Annotated in this window: 19 protein-coding genes; 6 read left to right on the top strand and 13 right to left on the bottom strand. The window is 67.3% G+C overall.

What is annotated here, in order from left to right:
- The first annotated feature begins 115 nt into the window (after nt 1–115).
- From tkt to pgl, 6 genes are read left to right on the top strand one after another with little or no spacing between them, the layout of a single operon-like run.
- Nucleotides 116–2,221: a transketolase gene (gene tkt, locus OC550_RS06285; protein WP_262104418.1), complete on the top strand. Its 2,106-nt coding sequence runs from the start codon at nt 116–118 to the stop codon at nt 2,219–2,221.
- A 10-nt stretch (nt 2,222–2,231) separates the two neighbouring features.
- Complete coding sequence (gene tal / locus OC550_RS06280; protein WP_262104417.1) at nt 2,232–3,347, top strand: transaldolase; 1,116 nt, start codon at nt 2,232–2,234, stop codon at nt 3,345–3,347.
- A 2-nt stretch (nt 3,348–3,349) separates the two neighbouring features.
- On the top strand, nt 3,350–4,972 hold the full coding sequence (locus OC550_RS06275; protein ID WP_262104416.1) for a glucose-6-phosphate isomerase: 1,623 nt from the start codon (nt 3,350–3,352) through the stop codon (nt 4,970–4,972).
- Entirely contained in the window at nt 4,972–6,513 is a 1,542-nt protein-coding gene (gene zwf, locus OC550_RS06270) for a glucose-6-phosphate dehydrogenase (protein WP_262104415.1), read from the top strand. The genes OC550_RS06275 and zwf overlap by 1 nt, the downstream gene beginning before the upstream one ends.
- Entirely contained in the window at nt 6,510–7,451 is a 942-nt protein-coding gene (locus OC550_RS06265) for a glucose-6-phosphate dehydrogenase assembly protein OpcA (RefSeq protein ID WP_262104414.1), read from the top strand. The genes zwf and OC550_RS06265 overlap by 4 nt, the downstream gene beginning before the upstream one ends.
- On the top strand, nt 7,441–8,238 hold the full coding sequence (gene pgl / locus OC550_RS06260) for a 6-phosphogluconolactonase (protein ID WP_262104413.1): 798 nt from the start codon (nt 7,441–7,443) through the stop codon (nt 8,236–8,238). The genes OC550_RS06265 and pgl overlap by 11 nt, the downstream gene beginning before the upstream one ends.
- 151 nt (nt 8,239–8,389) lie before the next feature.
- Here the strand turns inward: pgl and OC550_RS06255 are convergent, their stop codons facing one another.
- The 13 genes from OC550_RS06255 to OC550_RS06195 all read right to left on the bottom strand — a co-directional run bounded on the left by OC550_RS06255 (nt 8,390) and on the right by OC550_RS06195 (nt 24,019).
- On the bottom strand, nt 8,390–9,535 hold the full coding sequence (locus OC550_RS06255; RefSeq protein WP_262104412.1) for an acyl-protein synthetase: 1,146 nt from the start codon (nt 9,533–9,535) through the stop codon (nt 8,390–8,392).
- A gap of 46 nt (nt 9,536–9,581) precedes the next feature.
- Nucleotides 9,582–10,655 (bottom strand): 2,3-diaminopropionate biosynthesis protein SbnB, encoded by a 1,074-nt coding sequence (gene sbnB, locus OC550_RS06250; protein ID WP_262104411.1) that lies wholly within the window; start codon nt 10,653–10,655, stop codon nt 9,582–9,584.
- Entirely contained in the window at nt 10,652–11,653 is a 1,002-nt protein-coding gene (locus OC550_RS06245; RefSeq protein WP_262104410.1) for a TauD/TfdA family dioxygenase, read from the bottom strand. Before OC550_RS06245 ends, sbnB begins: the two co-directional genes overlap by 4 nt.
- Complete coding sequence (locus OC550_RS06240) at nt 11,650–14,268, bottom strand: non-ribosomal peptide synthetase (RefSeq protein WP_262104409.1); 2,619 nt, start codon at nt 14,266–14,268, stop codon at nt 11,650–11,652. Before OC550_RS06240 ends, OC550_RS06245 begins: the two co-directional genes overlap by 4 nt.
- Nucleotides 14,265–17,381, bottom strand: a complete 3,117-nt coding sequence (locus tag OC550_RS06235) for a Pls/PosA family non-ribosomal peptide synthetase (RefSeq protein ID WP_262104408.1) — start codon at nt 17,379–17,381, stop codon at nt 14,265–14,267. The genes OC550_RS06240 and OC550_RS06235 overlap by 4 nt, the downstream gene beginning before the upstream one ends.
- Nucleotides 17,378–18,442: a 2,3-diaminopropionate biosynthesis protein SbnA gene (gene sbnA / locus OC550_RS06230; protein ID WP_262104407.1), complete on the bottom strand. Its 1,065-nt coding sequence runs from the start codon at nt 18,440–18,442 to the stop codon at nt 17,378–17,380. Before sbnA ends, OC550_RS06235 begins: the two co-directional genes overlap by 4 nt.
- 345 nt (nt 18,443–18,787) lie before the next feature.
- Nucleotides 18,788–18,916: a hypothetical protein gene (locus OC550_RS06225; RefSeq protein ID WP_262104406.1), complete on the bottom strand. Its 129-nt coding sequence runs from the start codon at nt 18,914–18,916 to the stop codon at nt 18,788–18,790.
- A gap of 383 nt (nt 18,917–19,299) precedes the next feature.
- Nucleotides 19,300–19,671 carry an RNA polymerase-binding protein RbpA gene (locus OC550_RS06220; RefSeq protein WP_262104405.1) on the bottom strand — a complete coding sequence of 124 codons (372 nt, stop codon included), beginning with the start codon at nt 19,669–19,671 and terminating at the stop codon, nt 19,300–19,302.
- Between the two features lie 88 nt (nt 19,672–19,759).
- Nucleotides 19,760–20,011, bottom strand: coding sequence for a preprotein translocase subunit SecG (gene secG, locus OC550_RS06215; protein ID WP_262104404.1), 252 nt, complete (start codon nt 20,009–20,011; stop codon nt 19,760–19,762).
- Nucleotides 20,012–20,026: 15 nt separating this feature from the next.
- Nucleotides 20,027–20,842, bottom strand: coding sequence for a triose-phosphate isomerase (tpiA, locus tag OC550_RS06210; protein WP_262104403.1), 816 nt, complete (start codon nt 20,840–20,842; stop codon nt 20,027–20,029).
- An 88-nt stretch (nt 20,843–20,930) separates the two neighbouring features.
- Nucleotides 20,931–22,169 carry a phosphoglycerate kinase gene (pgk, locus tag OC550_RS06205; RefSeq protein WP_262104402.1) on the bottom strand — a complete coding sequence of 413 codons (1,239 nt, stop codon included), beginning with the start codon at nt 22,167–22,169 and terminating at the stop codon, nt 20,931–20,933.
- A gap of 23 nt (nt 22,170–22,192) precedes the next feature.
- Nucleotides 22,193–23,203 (bottom strand): type I glyceraldehyde-3-phosphate dehydrogenase, encoded by a 1,011-nt coding sequence (gene gap / locus OC550_RS06200; protein ID WP_262104401.1) that lies wholly within the window; start codon nt 23,201–23,203, stop codon nt 22,193–22,195.
- Nucleotides 23,204–23,389: 186 nt separating this feature from the next.
- Nucleotides 23,390–24,019, bottom strand: a complete 630-nt coding sequence (locus tag OC550_RS06195) for a superoxide dismutase (RefSeq protein ID WP_262104400.1) — start codon at nt 24,017–24,019, stop codon at nt 23,390–23,392.
- Nucleotides 24,020–24,024 lie beyond the last annotated feature (5 nt).

Here is a 24,024-nt window from a genome sequence, read left to right as displayed (position 1 = left end):
TTGGCATCCTGCTTGCAGCGGGCCGCAAGGCGCTAAGGTGGACTTGTGCCTGCCGAGAGGCAGTTTCGGGGCCATTTAGCGCCTGTCAGACCCACGATGAGAGAGGGACTCCCCAGTGCCACATTCGGAAGAACTGTCCTGGACCGATCTGGACCAGCGCGCGGTGGACACGGTGCGTGTCCTGGCCGCCGACGCCGTCGAAAAGGTCGGGAACGGACATCCCGGCACGGCCATGAGCCTGGCGCCCGCCGCCTATCTCCTCTTCCAGAAGCTGATGCGCCACGATCCGTCGGATCCCCAGTGGGTTGGCCGCGACCGCTTCATCCTCTCCCCCGGCCATACGTCGCTGACCCTCTACATCCAGCTGTTCCTGTCCGGCTACGGGCTGGAAATCGAGGACCTGCGCCGGCTGCGCACGTGGGATTCGCTGACGCCAGGGCATCCGGAGTACGGCCACACATCCGGCGTCGAAATCACCACCGGTCCGCTGGGGCAGGGCCTCGCTTCCGCCGTCGGCTTTGCCTACGCGCAGCGCCGCACCCGCGGTCTCTACGACCCGCAGGCCGAAGCGGGCAAGAGTCCGTTCGACCACACCGTCTGGGTCATCGCGTCGGACGGCGACCTGCAGGAGGGTGTCACCTCCGAGGCTTCGTCGCTGGCCGGACACCAGGAGCTGGGCAACCTGGTGGTGCTCTACGACGAGAACCACATCTCGATCGAAGATGACACGAACATCTCCTTCAGCGAGGACGTCCTGCACCGCTACGAGGCCTACGGCTGGCACACGCAGCGCGTGGACTGGACGCGCACCGGCGAGTACAAAGAGGACATCGAGGAACTCTTCAACGCTCTCAAGGCCGCCAAGGCCGAAACGGGGCGTCCCTCCATCATTTCCCTGCGGACCATCATCGGCTGGCCCGCGCCGAAGAAGCAGAACACCGGCAAGATCCACGGTTCGGCGCTCGGCGCCGAGGAAGTTGCCGGGGTGAAGGAGGTCCTCGGCTTCGATCCGGAGCAGCGCTTCCATATCGACGCGGACGTGCTGGAACACGCGCGGCAGGTGGCTGCGCGCGGCAAGGAAGCCCGGGCCGAATGGGAGAGCTCCTACGCCCAGTGGCGCGAGGCCAACCAGGATGCCGCGGCCCTGCTGGACCGGATCGAGAAGTACGAGCTGCCGCAGGACTGGGCGGAGTCGCTCCCGGTGTTCGGCTCGGAGAAGGATGTCTCGACCCGTGCGGCGTCCGGCAAGGTCCTCAACGCCATCGGACCGGTGCTTCCCGAACTGTGGGGCGGATCGGCGGACCTGGCCGAATCCAACAACACCACGATCGAAAGCGCCCCCTCGTTCGTGCCGGAGTCCCGGCAGACGGATGCCTGGTCCGGCAATCCTTACGGACGCGTCCTGCACTTCGGCATCCGCGAACATGCCGCCGCGGCGATCGTCAACGGCATCGTGCTCAGCTCGAAGACCCGCGCCTTTTCCGGCACGTTCCTGATCTTCAGCGACTACCAGCGGCCGGCCATCCGCCTTGGCGCGCTGATGGGCGTTCCGTCGATCTATGTCTGGACGCACGATTCGATCGGCCTCGGCGAGGACGGCCCGACCCACCAGCCGGTCGAGCAGCTGGCGAGCCTGCGCGCGATCCCCGGCCTGGACGTCGTCCGCCCCGCAGATGCCAACGAGGTGGCCCAGGCCTGGAAGGTGATGCTGGAGAACCACGAGAATCCCGCGGGCATCGTCCTGACGCGCCAGAACCTGCCGGTGTTCGACCGCGGCGACGGCGGATTCGCCTCCGCCGACAACGTGGCGCGGGGCGCCTACGTCCTGGCCGAGGCCGAGAAGGACGGCCAGGCGGTCCAGCCGGACGTCATCCTGCTCGCCACGGGCTCCGAGGTGCAGCTCGCGGTGGAGGCCCGGGAAACGCTCCAGGGCGAGGGAATCGCCGCCCGCGTCGTCTCGGTGCCGTGCCTCGAGTGGTTCGACCGGCAGGATGCCCAGTACCGCGAATCCGTCCTGCCCGCGGCGGTCCGCGCCCGTGTGTCGGTCGAGGCCGGAGTCGCCCAGAGCTGGCACCGCCTCGTCGGCGACGCCGGCCGCTGCGTCAGCCTGGAGCATTTCGGTGCCTCGGCCGACTACAAGACGCTGTTCCGTGAGTTCGGAATCACCTCCGAGGCCGTCACCGCGGCCGCGCGTGATTCCATCGCCCAGGCAACTTCCTAAGGAGCCCCGTATGTCCAACAAGAACACCCAGGCCCTGTCCGACGCCGGCGTCTCGATCTGGCTTGACGATCTTTCCCGCGAGCTGATCACCACCGGCGAGCTCCGGAACCTGATCGCCGAGAAGAACGTCGTCGGCGTGACGACGAATCCGTCCATCTTCGCCGCCGCGCTCAAGAATGGTGAATCCTACGCCGCGCAGATCACTGAGCTGGCTGAGGAAGAGGCCGACGTCGACGCCGCGGTTTTCGCGATCACCACCGACGACGTCTCCGAGGCCTGCGACATCTTCTCGGGCCTCGCCAAGCATACCGGCGGAGTCGACGGGCGCGTGTCCATCGAAGTCGATCCCCGGCTGGCGAGGGACACCGCAGGAACCATTGACGAGGCGCGCAAGCTGCACGCCAAGGTCAACCGGAGCAACGTGTTCATCAAGATCCCGGCGACGGTGGAGGGGCTGGAAGCCATCACCACGACCCTGGCCGCGGGGATCAGCGTCAACGTCACCCTGATTTTCTCGCTCGAACGCTACCGCGAGGTGATCAACGCATTCATGCTCGGGCTCGAGCAGGCCAAGGAGAACGGCCACAAGCTGGCCCACATCCACTCGGTCGCCTCCTTCTTCGTTTCCCGTGTGGACACGGAGATCGACAAGCGGCTCGAAGCCAACGGCAGCGACGAGGCCAAGGCCCTGATGGGCAAATCCGGCATCGCCAACGCGCGGCTGGCGTACCAGATCTACGAGGAGCTCTTCTCCAGCGAACGCTGGCAGCTGCTGGCCGAGGCGGGCGCCCGCCCGCAGCGGCCGCTCTGGGCCTCCACCGGAGTCAAGAACCCGGCCTACCCGGACACCATGTACGTGACGGAGCTGGTGGCCGAGGGAATCGTGAACACCATGCCGGACAAGACGCTCGACGCCGTCGTCGACCACGGCGAGGTCAAGGGCAACACCGTCGCAGGCACCTACGAGGAAGCGAACCGCGTCCTGGACGCCGTGGATGCGCAGGGCATTTCGTACAAGGAAGTCGTGGACCTCCTCGAAGAAGAAGGACTCGAGAAGTTCGTGGCCAGCTGGTCCGAGCTCCTCCAGACCGTCCGCACCGCGCTGGACGAGGCGGGGCAGGAGTAACCGTGGGGGCATTGTCGATCCAGGCCTCCGGCGCCGCCCGCGCTGCCGTTGAACAGCACGTCCCCGTCCTCGTCGAAGACAAAGTTGCCTCGCGGCTGGCCGCCAAGGACCACACCCTCTGGGGCCCTGAGGCTGAGCAGGAAGCCGAGGTCCGGCTCGGCTGGGTGGACGCCGCGGCGGTCTCACGGCCGCTCGTTGCGCAGATCCTGCAGCTGAGGGACGAACTCCGCGCCGAAGGCGTCACCCGGATCGTGCTCGCCGGCATGGGCGGCTCGTCGCTCGCCCCGGAGGTCATCAGCAATACCGCCGGCGTGGAACTGACCGTGCTGGACAGCACGGATCCGCAGCAGGTGCGCGCTGCGCTGGATGAACGGCTGGCCGAAACGGCGCTGGTGGTCTCCTCGAAGTCCGGCTCGACGGTCGAGACCGACTCGCAGCGGCGGATTTTCGAGCAGGCCTTCACCGCGGCCGGGCTTGACGCGGCGTCACGGATCATCGTCGTAACGGACCCGGGCTCCCCCATGGACGCCAGCGCCCGTGAGGCCGGGTATCGGGCGGTCTTCAACGCGGACCCGAATGTCGGCGGCCGGTACTCCGCGCTGACTGCCTTCGGCCTGGTTCCCACCGGCCTGGCCGGGGTGGACATCGAGACGCTGTTGGACGACGCTGAGGAAGCGGCCGAGATCCTGGCCGATGACGACCCGGACAACATCGCCTTGGCGCTCGGCGCCGTCCTCGGCGGAACGGATCCCCTGCGCGACAAGATCGTCCTGCTGGACGAGGCGTCCGGCATCGTCGGGTTTGCGGACTGGGCGGAGCAGCTGATCGCCGAATCCACAGGCAAGCTGGGCACGGGCGTCCTGCCCGTCGTCGTCGGTGAATCCGCCCCGGAGGCCTCCTTCGACGCCCCGGACGTGCTGGTCATTCGCCTGGTTTCCGCAGAGGCCGAGGTGGACCTTGCCGGAAACGAGGCGGCCGTGTCCGGCACACTCGGCAGCCAGCTGCTGCTGTGGGAAGCGGCGACCGCGGTGGCCGGGCGGCTGCTCGGCATCAATCCCTTCGACCAGCCGGACGTCGAGGCGGCCAAGAACGCCGCCCGCGGGCTGCTCGACGCGCAACCGGAGACTCCGGCGCCGCTGGCCGTCGACCACGCGGTCGAGATCCGCGCGAACGGCGACTGGCTGGGCGGGGCGGAGACGGTGGAGGGTGCCATCCGCGCCCTGCTGGGCACGCTGGACGCCAACGGCTACCTGAGCGTGCAGGCGTACCTGGACCGGTTCGGCCAGGCCGAACTGGAGAGCCTGCGCCCCGAACTCGCAACCGCCGCCCGGCGGCCGGTCACCTTCGGCTGGGGACCGCGCTTCCTGCATTCGACCGGGCAGTTCCATAAGGGCGGGCCCGCCGTCGGCGCCTACCTGCAGATCACCGCCGCCGCGGCGGAGGACCTGGCGATCCCCGAACGGCCGTTTACCTTCGGCGAGCTGATCGCGGCACAGGCGGCCGGCGACGCACAGGTCCTGGCTGACCACGGCCGGCCCGTGCTCCGCCTGCACCTTCGGGACCGGGAGGCAGGCACGGCACAGCTGCTGCAGGCGGTTTCGGCGCTCTCCGGCGGAAAGCGCTGATGGTCCCTTCCGCAAACAACCGGCGCAACCCCCTGCGCGACCCCCGCGACCGGCGGCTGAACCGGATCGCGGGGCCGTCGTCGCTGGTTCTCTTCGGCGTGACCGGCGACCTCGCCCGCAAGAAGCTCATGCCCGCTGTGTACGACCTGGCCAACCGCGGCCTGCTCCCGCCGAGCTTCGCCCTCGTCGGATTCGGCCGCCGCGCCTGGAGCGACGAGGATTTCGCCGACCAGGTCCGGGCGGCGGTCGAACAGTACGCCCGGACACCGTTCCAGGCCGATGTCTGGGAACAGCTGAGCGCCGGCATGCGGTTCGTCCAGGGTGAATTCGGCGACGACGAGGCGTTCGCGCGGCTGAAGGAGGTCGTGGGCGAGCTCGACCAGACCCGCGGCACACGCGGAAACCATGCGTTCTACCTGTCGATCCCGCCGAAGGACTTCGAGCAGGTCTGCGAGAAGCTCTCCGCGCACGGCCTGGCCCAGGGCGAGCCAGGCACCTGGCGGCGCGTGGTGATCGAAAAGCCCTTCGGCCACGACCTGCAGTCCGCCCGCGAGCTCAACAGCATCGTCGAGTCGGTGTTCCCCGCGGACTCGGTGTTCCGGATCGACCACTATCTGGGCAAGGAGACGGTCCAGAACATCCTGGCACTGCGCTTCGCCAACCAGATGTTCGAGCCGCTCTGGAACGCCAACTACGTCGACCATGTGCAGATCACCATGGCCGAGGACATCGGCATCGGCGGCAGGGCGGGGTATTACGACGGCGTGGGGGCAGCCCGCGACGTCATCCAGAACCATTTGCTCCAGCTGCTCGCGCTGACCGCCATGGAGGAGCCGATCTCCTTCAACGCGGAGGATCTGCGCGCCGAGAAGGAGAAGGTCCTGGCCGCAATCCGGCTGCCCGAAGACCTCTCCACCCACTCGGCCCGCGGTCAGTACACCGGCGGCTGGCAGGGCGGCGAGAAGGTCAAAGGCTACCTGGAGGAGGAAGGCTTCAACCCGGAGTCAACCACCGAGACCTTCGCCGCGCTGCGCTTGGACATCCACACGCGGCGCTGGGCCGGTGTCCCGTTCTACCTGCGGGCCGGCAAGCGCCTCGGCAGGCGGGTGACCGAAATCGCCGTCGTGCTTAAACGCGCTCCAAACCTGCTCTTCCGGGACCATAAGGACGAGGACTTCGGCCAGAATGCAGTGGTCATCCGCGTCCAGCCGGACGAGGGGGCGACCATCCGCTTCGGCTCCAAGGTGCCGGGCACGCAGATGGAGGTCCGCGACGTGTCGATGGACTTCGGCTACGGCCACGCTTTCACCGAATCCAGCCCCGAAGCCTACGAGCGGCTGATCCTCGATGTCCTGCTGGGCGAACCCCCGCTGTTCCCCCGCCATGAGGAAGTCGAGCTGTCCTGGAAGATCCTCGATCCGTTCGAGGATTACTGGACGCGCAGCGGCGACAAGCCCGAACCCTACGCCCCGGGCAGCTGGGGCCCGGCGTCGGCAGATGCCCTGCTGGCCCGCGACGGACGTTCCTGGAGAAGGCCTTGATAGTCGATTTGCTGGACACCACCACCTCCAAGGTCTCGAAGGAGATCGTCTCGATGCGCGAGCAGGGCGGCGTGGTCACCCTGGGCCGGGTGCTGACGCTCGTCGTCCTCACCACGGCCGGCAACGAGGAAGTGGCGATTCACGCCGCCAACACCGCCAGCCGCGAGCATCCCTGCCGCATCATCGTGCTCGTGGACGCGGGCGCGGATGAACCGACGAAGCTTGACGCGCAGATCCGCGTCGGCGGGGACGCTGGCGCCTCCGAGGTCGTGGTGCTCTACGGCTACGGCGAACTCGCGGGCGAAAGCGACTCCCTGGTGTCCGCCCTGCTGCTGCCGGACGCGCCGATCGTGGCCTGGTGGCCGCACGGCATGCCGGAGAACGCCTCGGCGACCTCGATCGGCCGCATCGCGCACCGGCGGATCACCGACTCCGCCCACGAGCCGAAGCCAAAGCTTGCGCTCGAACAGCTGCGCCGGACCTACGCGGCGGGAGACACTGACCTGGCCTGGACGCGGCTGACCAACTGGCGCATCCAGCTGGCCGCCGTGCTCGACCAGGTCGAATACTCCCCCGTGACCTCCGTCGCCGTCGAGGGCGCCTCCGACTCCCCCAGCACCGTCCTGCTGGCGGCCTGGCTCACACGGGCGCTCGATGCTCCGGTCACCATCGTCGAAGAGGCCGCGGGCATCGGGATCCGCGGCGTCCGGATCACCCGGGTCGACGGCGACATCCGGATCCTGCGGCCGGGCTTGAGCGTGGCCGAACTGATCCAGCCGAACCAGCCGGTCCAGCGCATCACCCTTCCGCGGCGCTCCATCGAGGAGTGCCTGGCCGAAGAGCTTCGCCGCCTCGACCCGGACGAAGTCTTCGGCGAAGTACTGACCGAAGGATTGCCCCGCACCAACCTAAGGAGCGTACGCCGCAGTGAACGCTGAACCGGTCCTGCACATCCACCCTGACACCGAGATCCTGGCCGCGGCAGCGGCGCGGCGGCTGATTGCGCGCCTTGCCCTGGCCCAGAAGCACCATGGCGACGCCTCGGTCGTCCTGACCGGCGGCTCGCTGGGCATCAACACCTTGCGGGCGGTCGCCGCCGATGCTTCGCGCGTTGACGTGGACTGGCGGCGGGTGGACTTCTGGTGGGGCGACGAACGTTTCGTGGCTAAGGACAGCCCGGACCGTAACGAGCTGCAGGCCCGGCAGGCCCTCCTCGACTCGCTGGACATCGCCGAGGAACGCGTGCACGCGTTCGGTTCCACGGATGACTTCGGGAGCCCGCACGAAGCGGCGGACGCTTACGCCGAAGAACTGCGCCGGGCCTCGGGCCGGGACGCCAACGACGGCGGGGACGGCCTTCCGCTGCCGCGTTTTGACGTGCTGTTGCTGGGAATGGGTCCGGACGGGCACATCGCTTCGCTCTTTCCCGACATGGCCGGGATCCGGGAGCTGGAGCGTGCCGCCATTGGCGTCGAGGACTCCCCCAAGCCTCCGCCGCAGCGGGTAAGCCTCACCCTGCCCGTGATCAACTCCGCCGAGGAGGTCTGGATCGTGGTGGGCGGCGAGGACAAGGCCTGCGCCGCAGGGCTGGCGCTGTCGGGTGCCAACGACGTGCAGGTCCCCGCGACGGGAGCCCGCGGCCGGCAGGCAACACTCTGGCTGGTCGACCAGGCTGCGGCGTCCCGGCTGCCGGACGCCCTGCGCGCAGCGGGCGATACCTACTAGTGCCCCTGCGCCCTAGTGCCCCTGCGCCGCGGCCGCTCGACGGCGCCCGATGGGTCGGGCGCCGTCGAACGGGCGTTCCCGCGATATCCTGCCCGCCGGCCTCGCCAGGGCCATGGCAACCGGGTCGGGCGGTGGCTGAGGCGCCGCGAACTCAGGCCTTCACGAGAGCCGGCGCCTCATCGATGGCGGTGGTGCCCGCGGCGAGGTAGCGCTCGATGCTGACGGGGCAGTGGCCAAGCCCGCCGCCCTGCCCCCGACGGCGGAAGTTGATGACCTGGCCGGTCCTCCCGCACCCGCAGGTGCCGGTCTCGACGTCGCCCACGTCGTCGGTGAGGAGGAAACCGGGATAGCTGGTGCTGAGCGCGTCCATTATGGCAATGGTGCCGGTGTCCCCCGGAGCGAGCTCCTTGCCGGTCTGTCCAGGGTCTCGGATGGAGATGTAGCACCACGGCGGGACGTGCATGCGATGCAGGTGGCATTCGACCGCGAGCATGTTCGACTCGATCATCCCGTACATGTCGCGCACGTTCCCCGGGCGCACGCCGAGCAGGTCGTGGCAGCGCTCCCGGAAGCCTTCAGCAGGGATGGCCTCGGCCGTGTGCTTCTTCCAACCGCCGAGAGTGATGATCATGCTGTACGGGTCCAAGCGCACATTGATCTTCTCCTGCTCGAGGAACCGGAAGAGCCGGTTGATGAGGAACGGCGGACCGACGATGTGCCGGGTCATGTGGCCCCTCCACCGGCTCAGGTGCTCCAGAGCCGCCCTGGCATCGAACGCCCGGTCGGCAACGAGGTATGCGTGATGGTCGAAGACGCTGTTGAGGATGTTGAGGTCCTTGAGCAGACCCATCTCCGAGGCTTCGGAGTCCGACGGGTTCAAGAAAAGTCCCGCGCCCCCGGACAGGCTGAAGAACTCGCGGTAGGTCCCGATCAGTCCAACCAGCGCCCGGGTCACTGTCTCGCTGTTGCGGCGGGCGACGGACGGGACACCTCGGGTACCGCTGGAGCTGGTCTCGGTCTCGACGTCGGCCAGAGAGCAGGTGAGCAGCACCTGGGCGTCGGGACGCTTAAACATGCCGACCGGCAGCAGTGGCAGGTCTTGAAGGTCGTTGATGTCATTGATCGCGGCGGGATCGACTCCTAACGCGTCACACTGGGCGCGGTAGAAGCCGTTTCCGGCGTGGTGGTAGATCGCGGCGTCCCGCAGGACGTCGGTGACCGACCCTGCCCAGTCGTCTGGAGACTGGACGTTTGCCTTGGATACATTCCCCAGCATCTGCGGTAGCGAGAGCATCATGTCACTCCTCGGTGGGTGCGAATCGATGAACGTGGTCGGGTGCGGGTCATCCGTACCGTCGCAGTTCGGAAAAGAAGTCGTCGACCACCCGGAGCTGGCCGTGGCTGGCGAGTTCGTCGTAGACGAACTTACCCACGGCCAAATCGAGCACGCCCAGGCCGAACGGCGAGAACACCACCGGACGGTCGTCCGCCAGCGAGACCCTGCCGGCCATGACATCGGCCAGGGTGCCGTCCACGAAGTCCCGGTGACCGACCATCTGCTCCACGAGGTGGGCAGATGTTCCGGCCTTCAGGCAGTGGTCGACGTCGTCCAGAATGTTGGTCGACGCCATCAGGATCTCCGGGGCGAGGTCGCGCAGGGACACGTGCAGCACCAACGGGTTGTGCTCGAACCACGCCACGTCGTGTACGTGCGGCTGGCCCGCGATGGTGGCGAACACGACAAGGTCGCTGCTCCGAATCAGCTGTTCGGGGCTACCATGTACGGTCACGCGGGCTGCGGTGCCGCTGCGCTCGAGGTAGCCCTTGAACCCCTCCGCGCTCTCGCTCGAGAGGTCGTGCACGCCGATCTCGTCAAAGGACCAACCGGTCTCGGCGAGGAAGGTGTGGATGTACCGGGCGATGAGGCCCACGCCGAAGAAGCCGATGCGCCGTGGGCGTCCCCGTCCCCGTCCTCGGCTGAGCCAGTCCGCGGCAGCGGCGGCCGACGCCGCCGTCCTGGAGGCGCTGATGATGGAGCTCTCCATGCAGGCGAAGGGGTACCCAGTCGCCCGGTCGTTGAGTATCAGCACGGCAGAGGCGCGGGGTATCCCCGACGCCACGTTGTCCGGGAAGCTGGAGACCCACTTGATGCCGTCGACCCCTACGTCCCCTCCGACCGAGGCGGGCAGCGCGATGATGCGCGATGAGGGCCGGTCCGGGAAGCGCAGGAAGTAGGACGGGGGGTTCACCGAGTCGCCGGCCGCGTGCGTCCGGTAGGTCTGCTCGACCAGCTCGACGACCTGCTTCTCCCGGCCGCTGAGCACCTCCTGCACCTGGGATCCGGGAATGACCGCGAACGGTGGAACCGTCTTCGGCTCCAACGCGGCAGCGGCTGGGGAATTGGCGTAGTCAGTCATCGGGCACCGTCCTGGGTAACGAGATCAAATACATTGCGCGGCTCGGCCATGCCGACCAGTACCTCCCGAGGCCCCTCGTAGGCCTCCCGGCTGTGGGCCATGCGGATATTGTCGACCAGCATGAGGTCCCCGGTTTCCCAAGGGGTCCGGAGGGTGTGTTCCTCGTAGACCTCGTTCAAGAGGGCGACGATGTCCTCGCCGATCGGCTCGCCGTTGCCGAAGCGCGTGTTGAACGGCAGTCCGTCGGGACCGTAGACGTCCACGAGGTACTCCCGCACCTCGGGGGCGATCGTCCACTCGTTCAAGAACGCGACCTGATTGAACCAGCAGCGCTCGCCCGTCACTGGGTGCCTCACCACGGCGGGGCGCCGTTGCCGCGTACGGAGCTCTCCGTCGGGCTGCCACTCGAACTCGATCGCGTGGGCGCGGCAGTATTCCTCGACGGCGGCGCGGTCGGCGACCCCGAACGCCTCCTCGTAGGTAGCCCCGATGTCCTCGTTGTAGCTGCGTGCTAGCAGCCACCCCTCGCTTTCGAACCGCTGGACGATTTCCGCAGGCAGGGCGTCCAGCACTGCGCGGGCATCAGCCACGCCGGTCGCACCGCCGGCGCTGGGCGCCTGGAGGCAAGCGAAGAGCATCAGACCGGGGAACTCGAGCGCGTAGCTGACTTCGTGGTGCATGCACATGGGCTGGTTCGCAGGCCATGTCAGAGACGAGTAAACGCCGTCGAGATAGGGCTGCCTGGCGGCAAAGGCTTCCCGGTCCGGCATGAGGCCGCTTGGGACCAGCCGGCGGTAGACATCAGCTACTTCGGCTGGATCGCGGAGGCCGAGCCCGCGGACCAAGACCGCGCCGTGCTCGGCGACCGCCATGCGCAGGGCCTCGCTGTGCTGTCCTGCCCACCGTGCGGAATCGTCTCCGTTCTCGACAGTGAGCATCGGTGGCCGGCCGGCTTGGCGTTCCACGTCTAACTGGGTCCTGGGTGCAGGCGAAGTCATGAGAGATCCTCTCGTTTCACGATTTGCGGGTTTGAGTGGTCAAGGGGTTGTCCTACCGGGGCCATGGCGGTGGGCTCCGCGGCGGCTCCCGCCGGTCGCGGGGCGGCCGGAACGGCAGCGTCCGCCAGGGACGAGGCCTCGAGCAGGGTCGCCAGGTCCGCCAGGACTGGCGTTTGCATGATGTCCTTGATCGACACCGAGCGCTTGAGCAGGACGGCGAGCTTCACCGCGGACAGCGAGGTCCCGCCCAGTTCAAAGAACGAGTCCTGCCCGCCGATCCGGCCCGCCGGTAGGCCGAGCACCGTCGCCCATGCCTCGGCGAGCCGCTGCTCGGTGGCCGAGAGGGCTTCCGTGGCGGTGCCGGTCTCTGGAACGATCTCCCGCGCCATGCGGGTCAAGGCCTTTCGGTCGATCTTCCCGTTGCCGGTCAGGGGCAGGCTCTCCTGCCACCTGTACGTCGACGGAACCATGTAGCCCGGTACCCGCGCGCCCATCTCGCTGCGGATTTCGTCGACGTCGAGCGACCGGTTGCCGGAGTAGAACGCCACCAGGAACTTGGACTGCCCGGCGCCCTCGCCGACAACCACGGCGCCGTCGCGGACGCCGGGAACCCGCAGCAGCGCGTTCTCGATGTCGCCGATCTCGATGCGGAACCCTGAGATCTTGACCTGGTTGTCCCGCCGGCCCAAGTACTCCAGCTTGCCGTCCGGTGACCAGCGGCCATAGTCGCCAGCCCGGTAGAGCCGCGCGCCGTCCACGAAGGGGTCGGTGGAGTAGGCCTGTGCCGTGCGCTCCGGGTCGTTGATGTAGCCGCGGCCCACGCACACCCCGGAGAAGGCGATCTCGCCCGGTGCGCCGAGTGGCACGAGCCGCTGCCGTTCGTCGAGGATGTGGATCCGGACGTTCGGGATCGGCGGCCCCAACGGCACGTAGTCACCCGCGGGCGCGGAGCTCATCACTTCGTGGTTCGTGTCGTCCGAGGTCTCCGTCAGCCCATAGGCGTTGACTAGCTTGACGTCGGGCATCACGGCGAACCAGCGGCGGATTAGCTCCGGCTTCAGGGCCTCCCCGGTCGCCGAGACGCACCGAAGGCTGGGCAGGGCGCGGGGTTTGCCGTCCAGGTAAGCCACCACCGCATCCAGGTACGACGGGACGACCTGGAAGACCGCGACTTCGCCCCGTTCGATCGTGTCGACGAAGCGCTCGAGGTCGAGGATCCGGTCCTGCCCGACGATGTGTGTGCGGCCGCCGACGAGCAAGGCCGAGACCAGCTGCCATAGCGAGATGTCGAAACACTGGGGAGCGGTCTGGGCGACAACGTCACCCGGGCCGATCCCGAGGTCCTCGATCTTGGCGTACAGGTGGTTCACCATCCCCTCGTGCTCGCACATCGCACCCTTCGGTTCGCCCGTGGAGCCCGAGGTGAAGTAGACGTAGGCGAGTTGGTTTGGCCGCACGTCCATGCCGAGGTCGTCGGCGACATGCCCCTCGGCCTCGACGTCCTCGAACAGAAGCTTCGTCACTGCAGGCATCCCTTCGAGTGCCTCGTCGAGCGTGGTGGTGCTGCCTTCCTCGCTCAGTACCGTGCTGCATCCGGCCCGAGTGAGCGTTCTAGCGATCCGCTCGGAGGGAAAGTGCGGTTCGATCGGCAGGTACGCGCCTCCGGCCTTGAGGATGCCGATGACTGCGGCCATCCACTCGAGGTCCCGCTCGGCGACAACCGCCACAATGTCCTCCCTCTGTACTCCGTGGGCCAGCAGGGCACGGGCGATCCGGTTGGCACGGGCGTTCAGCTCCGCGTAGGTCCACTGCCGTGAGGCCTGGACGGCAGCGATACGCTCGGGATGCTGCCGCACTCGCTCCTCGAACAGCTCGTGGAAGCGCCGCTGGGGCCGGGGCCGCTCGGGTCCGGCCAGCTGTTCCAATTGCAGGCGCCGCTCGTCGGGATCGACGAGGTCGGCATCGGCGGGCTCCGCATCGGGGTCGGCGACCAGATGGCGGAGTGCGCTCAGGTGATAGCCGGCGATCCGGACGGCTGCGTCCTCGTCGAGGACGTCGCGGCGGTAGCGCAGGCGCAACGCTTCGCCACCTGCGGCGTCGAGGAGGGACACGCCCAGGACGAGGCCCTCCGGGAGTTCGGGATCGTCGTCGTGGTCGGTGCTGAGCAGCACCTCGTACGCTGCGGAAACCGGCGTCCGCCCCGCCTGTGGTTCCTCGGCTCGACCGGCGTGTGCCTGTACCTGCCGGATACGGGCCGCGGAGACCAGCGCCCGCCATGACCCTAGTCCCAAATCGAGTTCGCAGGGCCAGGTCCCCGATGCGTCCCGGCAGCCGGTCGTGACCTGTGTTTCGCCGGACAGCGCCTGGAGTACCCTTGCGTGGGCCGCCAGCCAGATCGCTGCAGGGGCCGCGTCCAGCGTGCGGGACAGTGTCCATACGGCCTGGCGCAGGTCCTCCGGAACCGCAACTTCGACCCGTCCCTGACCCGGCCGGCGGTCCTGCGTCCACCTGGGAATCGCCGTCGGGGCGGCCCCCACGGGGGCGGCCCGGTCGTTGCCCGGGCCCGACGAGGGGTCGGCGACGGTGCGGCAGGTCAGCGCAGAGGTGGTGGTCATGATGCGGGCCTTTCCAGTGCGAGGGGGGACGTGGCGGCGGCTCGGGCCTCTTCGGCCGGGTTGCCACCCCACAGGGATCCCCGGGTGAGGGTCGTCCCCTTCATCACGAAGGAGTCGGCGGTGACAACGGCACCGTCTTCAATGGTCACGCCGTAGTGGACAAAGGCGGCGACGCCGAGCGTGACGTCGTCCCCGATGACGTTGTAGTCGGATTTGAACATGCCGTCCTCTTGGGAATGGGACTGGATCGTGGTGCCGTTGTTCAGCGTGCAGCGGGAGCCGATCGTCACCAGGGTCCGCTCGATGATCCCGCAGCCGTCGTCGAAGACCCGGGATCCCATCCGCACGCCCAGCAGACGCCACACCAGCGGCTTGAACGGCGTCCCGTTGAAGACTGTCGCGTACCGGTGCTGCAGCGACATCTTCCAGTACCGCTCGTGCCACCAGAAGTAGGGGTCGTAGATCGAGCAGAGTTGGGGCTTGAGCCGCCGGAAGCCCGTCGTGAGTCGCTCGATGCCGATGGGGACCAGCGAGCCCACCACGAGCGTCACGACGAAGCCCGCGCTGAGCGCAAGGAAGCCGAACATGTCGGACAGTTCGAGGGCGGCGAACATAATCAGCATGGCCAGCGACACGTTGAGCCACCGCACCAGCATCAGGAATGCCATCGTGAGCAGGTTGTGCCGGTTCTTGGCCGCCAGGTCCCGGCGGCGGTGGGCAGGGCTCCGGTGCTCCTCGGGGAGGGCGTCCCGCAGCACGGAGCGGGGGATCTCGAACGCCGGCGACCCGAGCAGGCCGACATCGTGGCGCACCGGCCCGTCGACGGGCACCATCACCTTGGTCGCGAGCAGGCAGTTGTCCCCGGTCCTGGCTTCGGCGGGGTACAGAACGGCGTTGCCCAGGAAGTTGTGGGCACCGAGAGCCACCCCGCTGACCTTGAACGACGTCGCCGAGTAGTCCGCGTTCATGAATGACACCCCGTCGGCGATCATCGTGCCGGTGCCGATGGTCGTCAGGTACGGGTTGTCGTGCTTGAACCCCGTGCCGAAATTCGAACCGGTCTGTTGGACCTGCGGCTGGCGGTACCCGATGGCCCGCACGTAGTTCACCACGTAGGAGCTGTCGCCAAATATCCCCCCGAGCATGGGGCTGTTGGTCATCTTGCCCACCGCCCGTGCCGCCGCGTCCCGCAGCCCGAACAGCGGATACACCGTGTCGGGCTTCACCGCGAGTTGGAGCAGCCGCGGCAGGGTCGTGATGAGGACCAGCGCCATGACCGTTCCGCCGAAGACGCTCAGGCCGGCGTAGGCGACGGCGTCGGCGTAGAAGACCCACTCGGCGAACGCCCACTCGTGTGACTCCAGAAGGGCCGCGACGTTCGGGTTCGCCAGGACGACCAGCGTGATCGCCAGTCCGATTATGGTGCGGCCCAGCCCGAGCGTGGTCAGGACCTGGGAAACGGCGAACCATCCGCGCCGCCACGGCCGGTAGGGAGTCGGCTCAACCGTGGCGTAGTCCGCGCCTCCGGGCCGGCCGGGCGAGCCGTGCCACCGCTCGCCCGCGGGCACGGTTTGGCCGGTGTAGAGAGCGGACCGGTGGCCCAGCTGCGCGCGGTCGCCCATCGACGTGTCGATGTCCAGGACACTGCCCTCGCCGATGATCACTTCTTTGCCCAGCGTGACCCCACCCAACTGGATGACGCCGCCATGGGCACGGTACCCGTTGAGCATGGCGTCCTTGCGGATCACCGTTCCCTCCCCGATCGTCAGGAGGTCGGTGCAGATCGGCAGCCGATTGGTCATGATCATCACGTTTCGGCCGACCTTCGCGCCCATCGCCCTCAGGTAGAAGGTCGTCAGCGGCGAACCGGTCATCAGCGACAGGGGCGAGGTGCGCATCAGCGCCTTGACCAGCCAGAACCGGAAGTAGGCCAGACTCCAGATGCGGATCTCCTTGGGCCGGAAGCGCCCGATGAAAATCCACTTGGCGGCCACCGGCAGGATGCACAGCAGCACGAACGTTGCCGCGGCGTAGCCGATCGAGCGCAGGTAGAGCACCCAGAAATCCGTCCCGTGGCTCAACCAGTGATGGTTGCCCGGCCCGGCGGCCGGGAACAACCACTGGTACCCCACGACCGCGATGAACCCGGCGAGCAGGCAGTAGCCGAAATAGACAAGCACCTGCAGGGCGCCGCAGAGGACATACTCCCACGTCCGCGCGTCCATGGGCGGCGGCGTCTCCGGCACGGACGCCACCGCCGGCGAGGGCTCCGCCTCCTTGTCCTGCTGCGGGGGAACCTGCAGGGCCGCCGCCAGCGCGGAGATATTCGGGTTGCGGTAAATCTCCTTCATGGACACCTGGGGCAGATCCGGCTGCTTGCGCACCCTGGCGCAAAACTTGGCCATCACCAGCGAGTCCGCGCCAAGCTCCTGGAAGAAGTCGCTGTCCATCGGGACGTCATCGATGCCGAGCACCCCGCCCAGCACCTCGGCCAGGCGATCCCTCACCTGTGCCGTCGCCGGCGCCTCTTCCGCCGGTGCCAGGGCCGCGGCCAGGGCCGCGATCGTCGGGTGCTGGTAGACGTCCTTGATGGAGACCTTCGGCAGATCCGGCTGCTTGCGCACCCTGGCGCAAAACTTGGCCATCACCAGCGAATCCGCGCCCAGGTCCTGGAAGAAGTGGCTGTCCACCGCCACCTGCTTGCCATCCAGCACGCCTGCCAGCACCTCAGCCAACCGGTCCTGCACTTGTGCCGTCGCCGACGCCTCTTCCGCCGGTGCCAGGGCCGCGGCCAGCGCCGAGATCGTCGGGTGCTGGTAGATGTCCTTGATCGACACGGCAGGCAGGTCCGGCTGTTTGCGCACCCGGGCGCAGAACTGCGCCATCACCAGCGAATCCGCACCCAATTCGTAGAAGAAGTTGGCGTCCACGGCGACGTCGTCCTTCTTCACTACCGATGCGAGAAGATCCGCCAGCCGACGCTCCAACGACGTGTCCGCACTGTTTACGCCGGTGGCGGGAGTGGCTGGAGAATCGACCCTCTGGGAAGTCGTCGGAGTTGTCGGAATCGTGGTACCTGGTGACGTTGGCAGCGTTTCGACGAACTCGTTCACTGCGAAATGCTCCTTAGTGCCACGGAATCAGTCCGCGGGGCGGCTGCCGGGAGTTGTGGCCTCGACATCGGGTCAGACTGTAGACCTGGGTCTGCAGTCGAGGCGGCGTCGGCGGCAGCGTCGGCCCCGAAGTGGTCCAGCACCCAGTCGGGCTGGTAGATGGTGTCCAGGTACGGGCGGCCCATATCGGGAGAGATGGTCACCGCGGTGATATCCCGGGCCTGGTGGGCCTCAAGCCATGTCATGGCGCCGTGGACCACGGTTCCGGTGGAGCCCCCGAGCAGGTACCCGCCCGCGGCGAGGCGGTGGCAAGCGCGCACCGTGTCCACCTCCTCGACGAACACCACATCGTCGATCAGGGACTCGTCGAGTTGGGGCGGCCGCACACTCATCCCGAGCCCGGGGATCAGGCGGGTGGCCGGCGGGCGGCCGAACGAGACCGACCCTACCGCGTCGACCGCGACGATCCGGACGTCAGGGCGGTGCTCCCGGAAGTACCGTGCGCAACCCATCAGTGTGCCCGTTGTTCCGGCTCCGACGAACAACACGTCAAGGTCCGGGAACTGGGCGGCGATCTCGGGAGCGGTCCAGCGGTAGTGCGCTCCCCAGTTGCCGGGGTTCGAGTACTGGTTGAGCCAGACGTACCGGTCGTCCGACGCGCACAGTTCACGGACGTGGTTGAGTCGTGCCCCCAGGAAACCGTCGACGGGATCCGGCTCGGTGACCAGGTCCACCTGTGCCCCGAGCGCCTCCATGAGCTGCGCGGTCGCGGGGTTGCAGCGCGGATCGATCACGCATACGAAGTGATACCCCTTGCTGGCAGCGATCATGCTGAGCGCGACGCCGAGGTTCCCCGAGGAGGACTCGACCAGCACAGATCCGGGACCGACGAGGCCTGTCCGCTCGGCCTGCTCGACCATCTCCCTGGCGGGCTTGAGCTTAATCGAGCCGGCGAAGTTGAATCCCTCGATCTTCAGGTAGAGCCGTCGGCCCAGCACCCCTTCCAAGTCGACGAATAGGCTCTGCTCGTTGAACAGGTGCGGATCGTTAATAATCGGCATGATCTCCCTCGTTCTCCTGCCATGAGCTTGGTCACAAGGGTCGCCAGGGAATGGCGGGTCAGATCAGTGAGCATCGCTTCTTCTCCCCAAGAACCCCAATGAAGCTGCAAGTTTGTAATGCCTTTACAGTGCACCCCCGGCCCCGTTATCGCGCCGTTATTGGGCCGTTATCGGCACGCTAGGCCGGAAACCGCTCCCCGCCTGCGGGTTGAGCCAGTCGGTTCAGGAAGTGATGGAATCGATCCGTTCCAGGTGCACCCGGGCAGGCTGGTGGTGTTCGATGAACGGGCCGGCCAGGGCTTCGGGCCCGTGCCGTGACTTTTCGGCCCACGTGCCTTTGGCCAGCTAAGCGAGCAGCGCGCGATCGTGTTTGCCGTCGATGACGGGGGTGAGCGTGGCCGACAACGATGTCCCGACGAGGTCGGATACCGCGGAGGAGAGCCAGATGCCGGTGAATTCGAGGAACTTCTCCAACCGGTGGATCCCGAGGGTCCGGTCCTGGACCGCGATCGTGCGGGCACGGGTAACAAGGAGTTCCCGGATGGGCTTCGGAGGAACACAGCTGGCGCGCTACACACCGTGGGCCCCAGCTGCGCCGGCCGGACGGCATTAATTGGAGACATCGGTCTTGCGGGCGGGGATTTTCATGGCCGCCCGGGAGTTCAACAGCTTGACCGGCAGCACGTCCACGAAGAGGTATTAAAGGGTGCCTCACCGCGTAGGGCCGGATGAATCAGGATTCCGAAGGACCGGATAAAACGATGACCTGCGACTACGAACGCAACGGACCCCTACGCTGCTCAGGGCAGTGGACGTCTACACCGGCAAAATGGCTGAAGGTGCACCGGGTTCTCGCACTAGGACCGCCGCCGCCGCAGCCGGTCAAGGGCGTCCTGCAGGACGCGCTCGGCTTCCTCCGGGGTGCGCCGCTCCTTCGCGTATTCCAAGTGGCTCTTGAACGGCTCATCCCCCGGCCGCTCCGCGTTGGCGCCGCCGCGTTCGCGGCAGGCGGTTCGTCCGCAGCGCGGGCAGTCCCACGTCTTGGGGATCTCCATCTCGGCCAGCTCCGCGAAGACCGGCGTCGTCTCATGACCCTGCGGACACCAGTACGTCACCGGAACCTTGCGGACCATTTCGACGATACGACCGGTGTCGGCCTGCCAACCTGCCAGGCCGGCGCCTGTAGCCGAACCGGCGCGCACGGCTCTGAGCCCGTAGGAAGATTCCATGATGTTCATCTCCGGGTAGCAGGGTGTCGTACTGCGATCTGTGGCACAAGTCTACGACCGGCCCGGAGTGAACGGGACTAAGAATTCCTTATGCTTCGGCGCTGAAGCGCATAATCAGCCCGAGGGCGACGATGACCGTGCCCCACACCAGGCCGAGCACCACGGTGAACCTGTTCAGGTTCCGCTCGGCCACACCGGAAGAACCCAGTGACGTCGTCATTCCGCCGCCGAACATGTCCGACATACCGCCGCCGCGACCCTTGTGCAGCAGAATCAGCAGCGTCAGGAGGAGACTGGTGATTCCCAGCACGATTTGCAGCGTGATCTTCAGAGCGTCCACAGTGGCCTTTCCCGATTAGTCCGTCACCAGATGGTGCTCGAACCTGACAATGTTAGCAAATTCGGCAACGTCGAGGCTGGCGCCGCCGACCAGTACGCCGTCGACTTCGCGCTCCTTGAGGATGGCCGCCGCGTTCGCGGCCTTGACCGATCCCCCGTAAAGCAGCCGTACGCCCGCGGCCACCGCGTCGTCGTACAGGCTTGCGATTTCGGCGCGGATGGCGGCGCACATTTCCTGGGCGTCCGAGGGGCCGGCGACCTCGCCGGTGCCGATCGCCCAGACCGGCTCGTAGGCGACCACGAGCCGGGCCGCGTCCTCGGCCGGCAGTCCCGCGAGGTCGGCACGCAACTGCTCGAGAGTGTGTGCCACGTGGTTCCCGGCCTGCCGCACGGCCAGCCCCTCCCCGACGCAGAGGACCGGGACCAGGGAATGCCGGAAGGCGGCCCTGACCTTGGCGTTGAGGGTCTCGTCGGACTCCCCGTGGACGGTCCGGCGTTCGGAGTGGCCCACCAGCACGTAGCTGCAGCCGAGGCGGGCAAGGAACTGCCCGGAGATGTCGCCGGTGTAGGCACCCGAATCGAACTCGGAGAGATCCTGGCCGCCGTAGGCCACCTCGAGGTCGTCGCCGCGGACCAGGGTCTGGACGCTCCGCAGGTCGGTGAAGGGCGGGAAGACCGCCACCTCGACCCGCTTGAAGTCGTGCCGGGCGTCGCTCAGCGTCCAGGCGAGCTTCTGGAGCAACGTGATGGACTGGACATGGTCCATATTCATCTTCCAGTTGCCGGCAATCAGCGGCGTGCGATCGAACTTGCCGTTGGTCGAGGTAGTCACTGACTCTCCAGTCGTCTAACGTCCGCCCCGCCCGATGCCGGGCGGGGCGGACTTTGCTTCACTTCCGTGCGGTGCTGCGTGTTTGCGCTTAGCGTCCCAGCGCAGTGAGGCCGGGCAGGGACTTGCCTTCGAGGTACTCGAGGCTCGCCCCGCCGCCGGTCGAGATGTGCCCGAAGGCATCGTCGTCGAAACCGAGGCTGCGGACCGCGGCGGCCGAGTCCCCGCCGCCCACCACGGTGAAGCCGTCGGTTCCGGTCAGGGCCTTGGCCACGGTGCGGGTGCCGTTGGCGAAGGCCGGGAACTCGAACACGCCCATTGGGCCGTTCCAGAAGACGGTGTTCGCGGAATGGATCCGCTGGGCAAAGGCCTCGGCCGATTCCGGGCCGATGTCCAGCCCGATGCCGGACTGGCCGAAGCTGGAGGACTCGATGTCCTGGGCCGGCACGGTCTCATGGGCGGCTTCGGCGGAGAACTTCTCGGCCACGACGATGTCCGTGGGCAGCACGAAGTCGCAGCCGTTCTCCTTGGCCTTGGCCAGATAGCCGCGGACGGTGTCCAGCTGATCCTCCTCGAGCAGGCTGGAGGCCACCTTGTGGCCCTGCGCAGCGAGGAAGGTGAAGACCATGCCACCGCCGACGAGGATGGCATCCGCGCGGCGCAGCAGGTTCTCGATCACCGCAAGCTTGTCCGACACCTTGGACCCGCCGAGCACCACGACGTAGGGCCGCTGCGGCGCCTCGGTCAGCCGGTCCAGCACCTCGACCTCGGTGCGGACCAGGTCGCCCTGGTACGACGGCAGCAGGCTAGCGATGTCGAAGACACTGGCATGCTTGCGATGCACCGCGCCGAAGGCATCATCCACGTAGGCGCCCTGGCCGCCCGTCAGCGCGGCCAGTTCCGAGGCGAACTCCTGCCGCTCGGCGTCGACCTTGCTGGTCTCCCGCGCGTCGAAACGCAGGTTTTGCAGGACCAGCGCTTCGCCGTCCTGTAGTTCCGCGGCACGCAGGCGCGCGCTCTCGCCCACGGTGTCCTCTGCGAACCGGACGGTGAACGGTGCCAGTTCCTTCAAACGTTCGACGGCGGGGCGCAGCGAGTACTTCTCCTGCGGTTCGCCCTTGGGCCGGCCCAGGTGCGCCATCACGATGACCCGAGCGCCGGCGGAGGCCAGCTTCTCCAGGACCGGCAGCGAGGCCCGGATCCGTCCGTCATCGGCGACCGTCAGCGAGGATTCCTCCCCTTCCAACGGGACGTTCAGGTCCGAACGGACCAGAACGGTGCGTCCGCGGACGCCTTCGGCCAGCAGTTCATCAAGAGCGCGTGCAGTCATACCTACCCTTAGCAGTGCGTCGGTCAGCTCATTTTGGAGGCGACCAGTTCGGCCAGATCCACCAGGCGGTTGGAATAACCCCACTCGTTGTCGTACCACGCAACGACTTTCACCTGGTCACCAATAACCTTAGTCAGTCCGGAGTCGAAGATCGAAGATGCCGGATCTGTGACGATATCCGACGACACAAGCGGATCCTCCGAGTAGGTCAGGATGCCCGCCAGCCGTTCGTCGGCGGCCGCCATTTTGTAGGCGGCGTTGACTTCCTCGACCGTCACCTCCCGCGACAGCTGCGCCGTCAGGTCGGTGGCCGAGCCCGTCGGCACCGGGACGCGGATGGCGTAGCCGTCCAGCTTGCCCTTCAGCTCCGGCAGCACCAAGCCGATCGCCTTGGCCGCGCCGGTGGAGGTCGGCACCACGTTGATCGCGGCGGCCCGGGCGCGGCGGAGGTCCCGGTGCGGGCCGTCCTGCAGGTTCTGGTCCGCCGTGTAGGCGTGGATGGTTGTCATGAGGGCGCGCTCGATGCCGAAGTTCTCATGCAGCACCATCGCCAGCGGGGCCAGGCAGTTCGTGGTGCAGGAGGCGTTGGAGATGATGTGGTGCGCCTGGGGATCATAGTCCCCGTCGTTGACGCCCAATACGACGGTCAGGTCGACGTCGGAACCAGGGGCGGAAATCAGGACTTTGGCGGCGCCGGCATCGATGTGCTTGCGGGCGTCCCGCGCCTTCGTGAAGAACCCGGTGCTCTCGATGACGATGTCGACGTCGAGGTCCTTCCAGGGAAGCTGCGCCGGGTCCCGCTCGGCCAGGACCCTGACGGTCCTGCCCCCGACCAGGAGCCCGTCGTCCTTGACCTCCACGCTCTCCGAAATGCGGCCCATGACGCTGTCGTACTTCAGCAGGTGGGCGAGCGTTTTGGCGTCCGTCAGGTCGTTGATCGCGACGATTTCGAGGTCGGCCCCCTGGGCCAGGGCCGCGCGGAAGAAGTTGCGTCCGATGCGTCCGAATCCGTTGATTGCTACACGAGTTGTCACAGTTCCATCCCCTTCAATTTGGGCGCCGGTTCCTGTTACTGCTGGTCAATCATCGCCGGACTGTGGCCGGGTCCGGCGTTGTACGGTGCTGCTGCTCTTCCACCTCATTGTGGCTGTGTTGTCCGGGATCCGGAAGGGATGCCGCGTGCCCGGCACGCGGCATCCCTTCCGGATTACCGCAGCCTGCTACTTGCCGGGAATGACCAGTGCGGCGGCGCCGGAACGCGCGGCGTCGAAGCGCTTGGCAACGTCGGCCCAGTTCACGATGTTCCAGAAGGCCTTGACGTAGTCGGCCTTGACGTTCTGGTAGTCGAGGTAGAACGCGTGCTCCCACATATCCAGCTGCAGCAGCGGGGTGGTTGCGACCGGGACGCCGTTCTGCTGGTCGTACATCTGCTCGATGACCAGGTTTCCGCCGATCGGCTCGTAGGCCAGGATGGCCCAGCCGGAGCCCTGGATGGTGGTGGCGGCACCGGTGAAGTGGCCGCGGAAGTTGTCGAACGAGCCGAAGAACTCATCGAGTGCCGCAGCCAGCTCGCCCTCGGGCTTGTCACCGCCTTCCGGAGAGAGGTTGTTCCAGAAGATGGAGTGGTTGATGTGGCCGCCCAGGTTGAACTGCAGGTCCTTGGACAGTTTCGCGGCCGAGGCGGCATCCCCCTTGTCCCGGGCCTCCGCCATCTTCTCGAGCGCGGTGTTGGCGCCGGCCACGTACGCGGCATGGTGCTTGCTGTGGTGCAGCTCCATGATGCGGGCGGAGATGTGCGGCTCCAGCGCGGCGTAATCGTATGGCAGTTCAGGCAGTTCGTACTTGCTCACGAATA

Origin of the sequence: Arthrobacter sp. Marseille-P9274 (genome assembly GCF_946892675.1) — a bacterium.
Taxonomy (GTDB): domain Bacteria; phylum Actinomycetota; class Actinomycetes; order Actinomycetales; family Micrococcaceae; genus Crystallibacter.
Note: the sequence above shows the minus strand (reverse complement) of the source record. Positions and strands in the feature narration are given on the sequence as shown.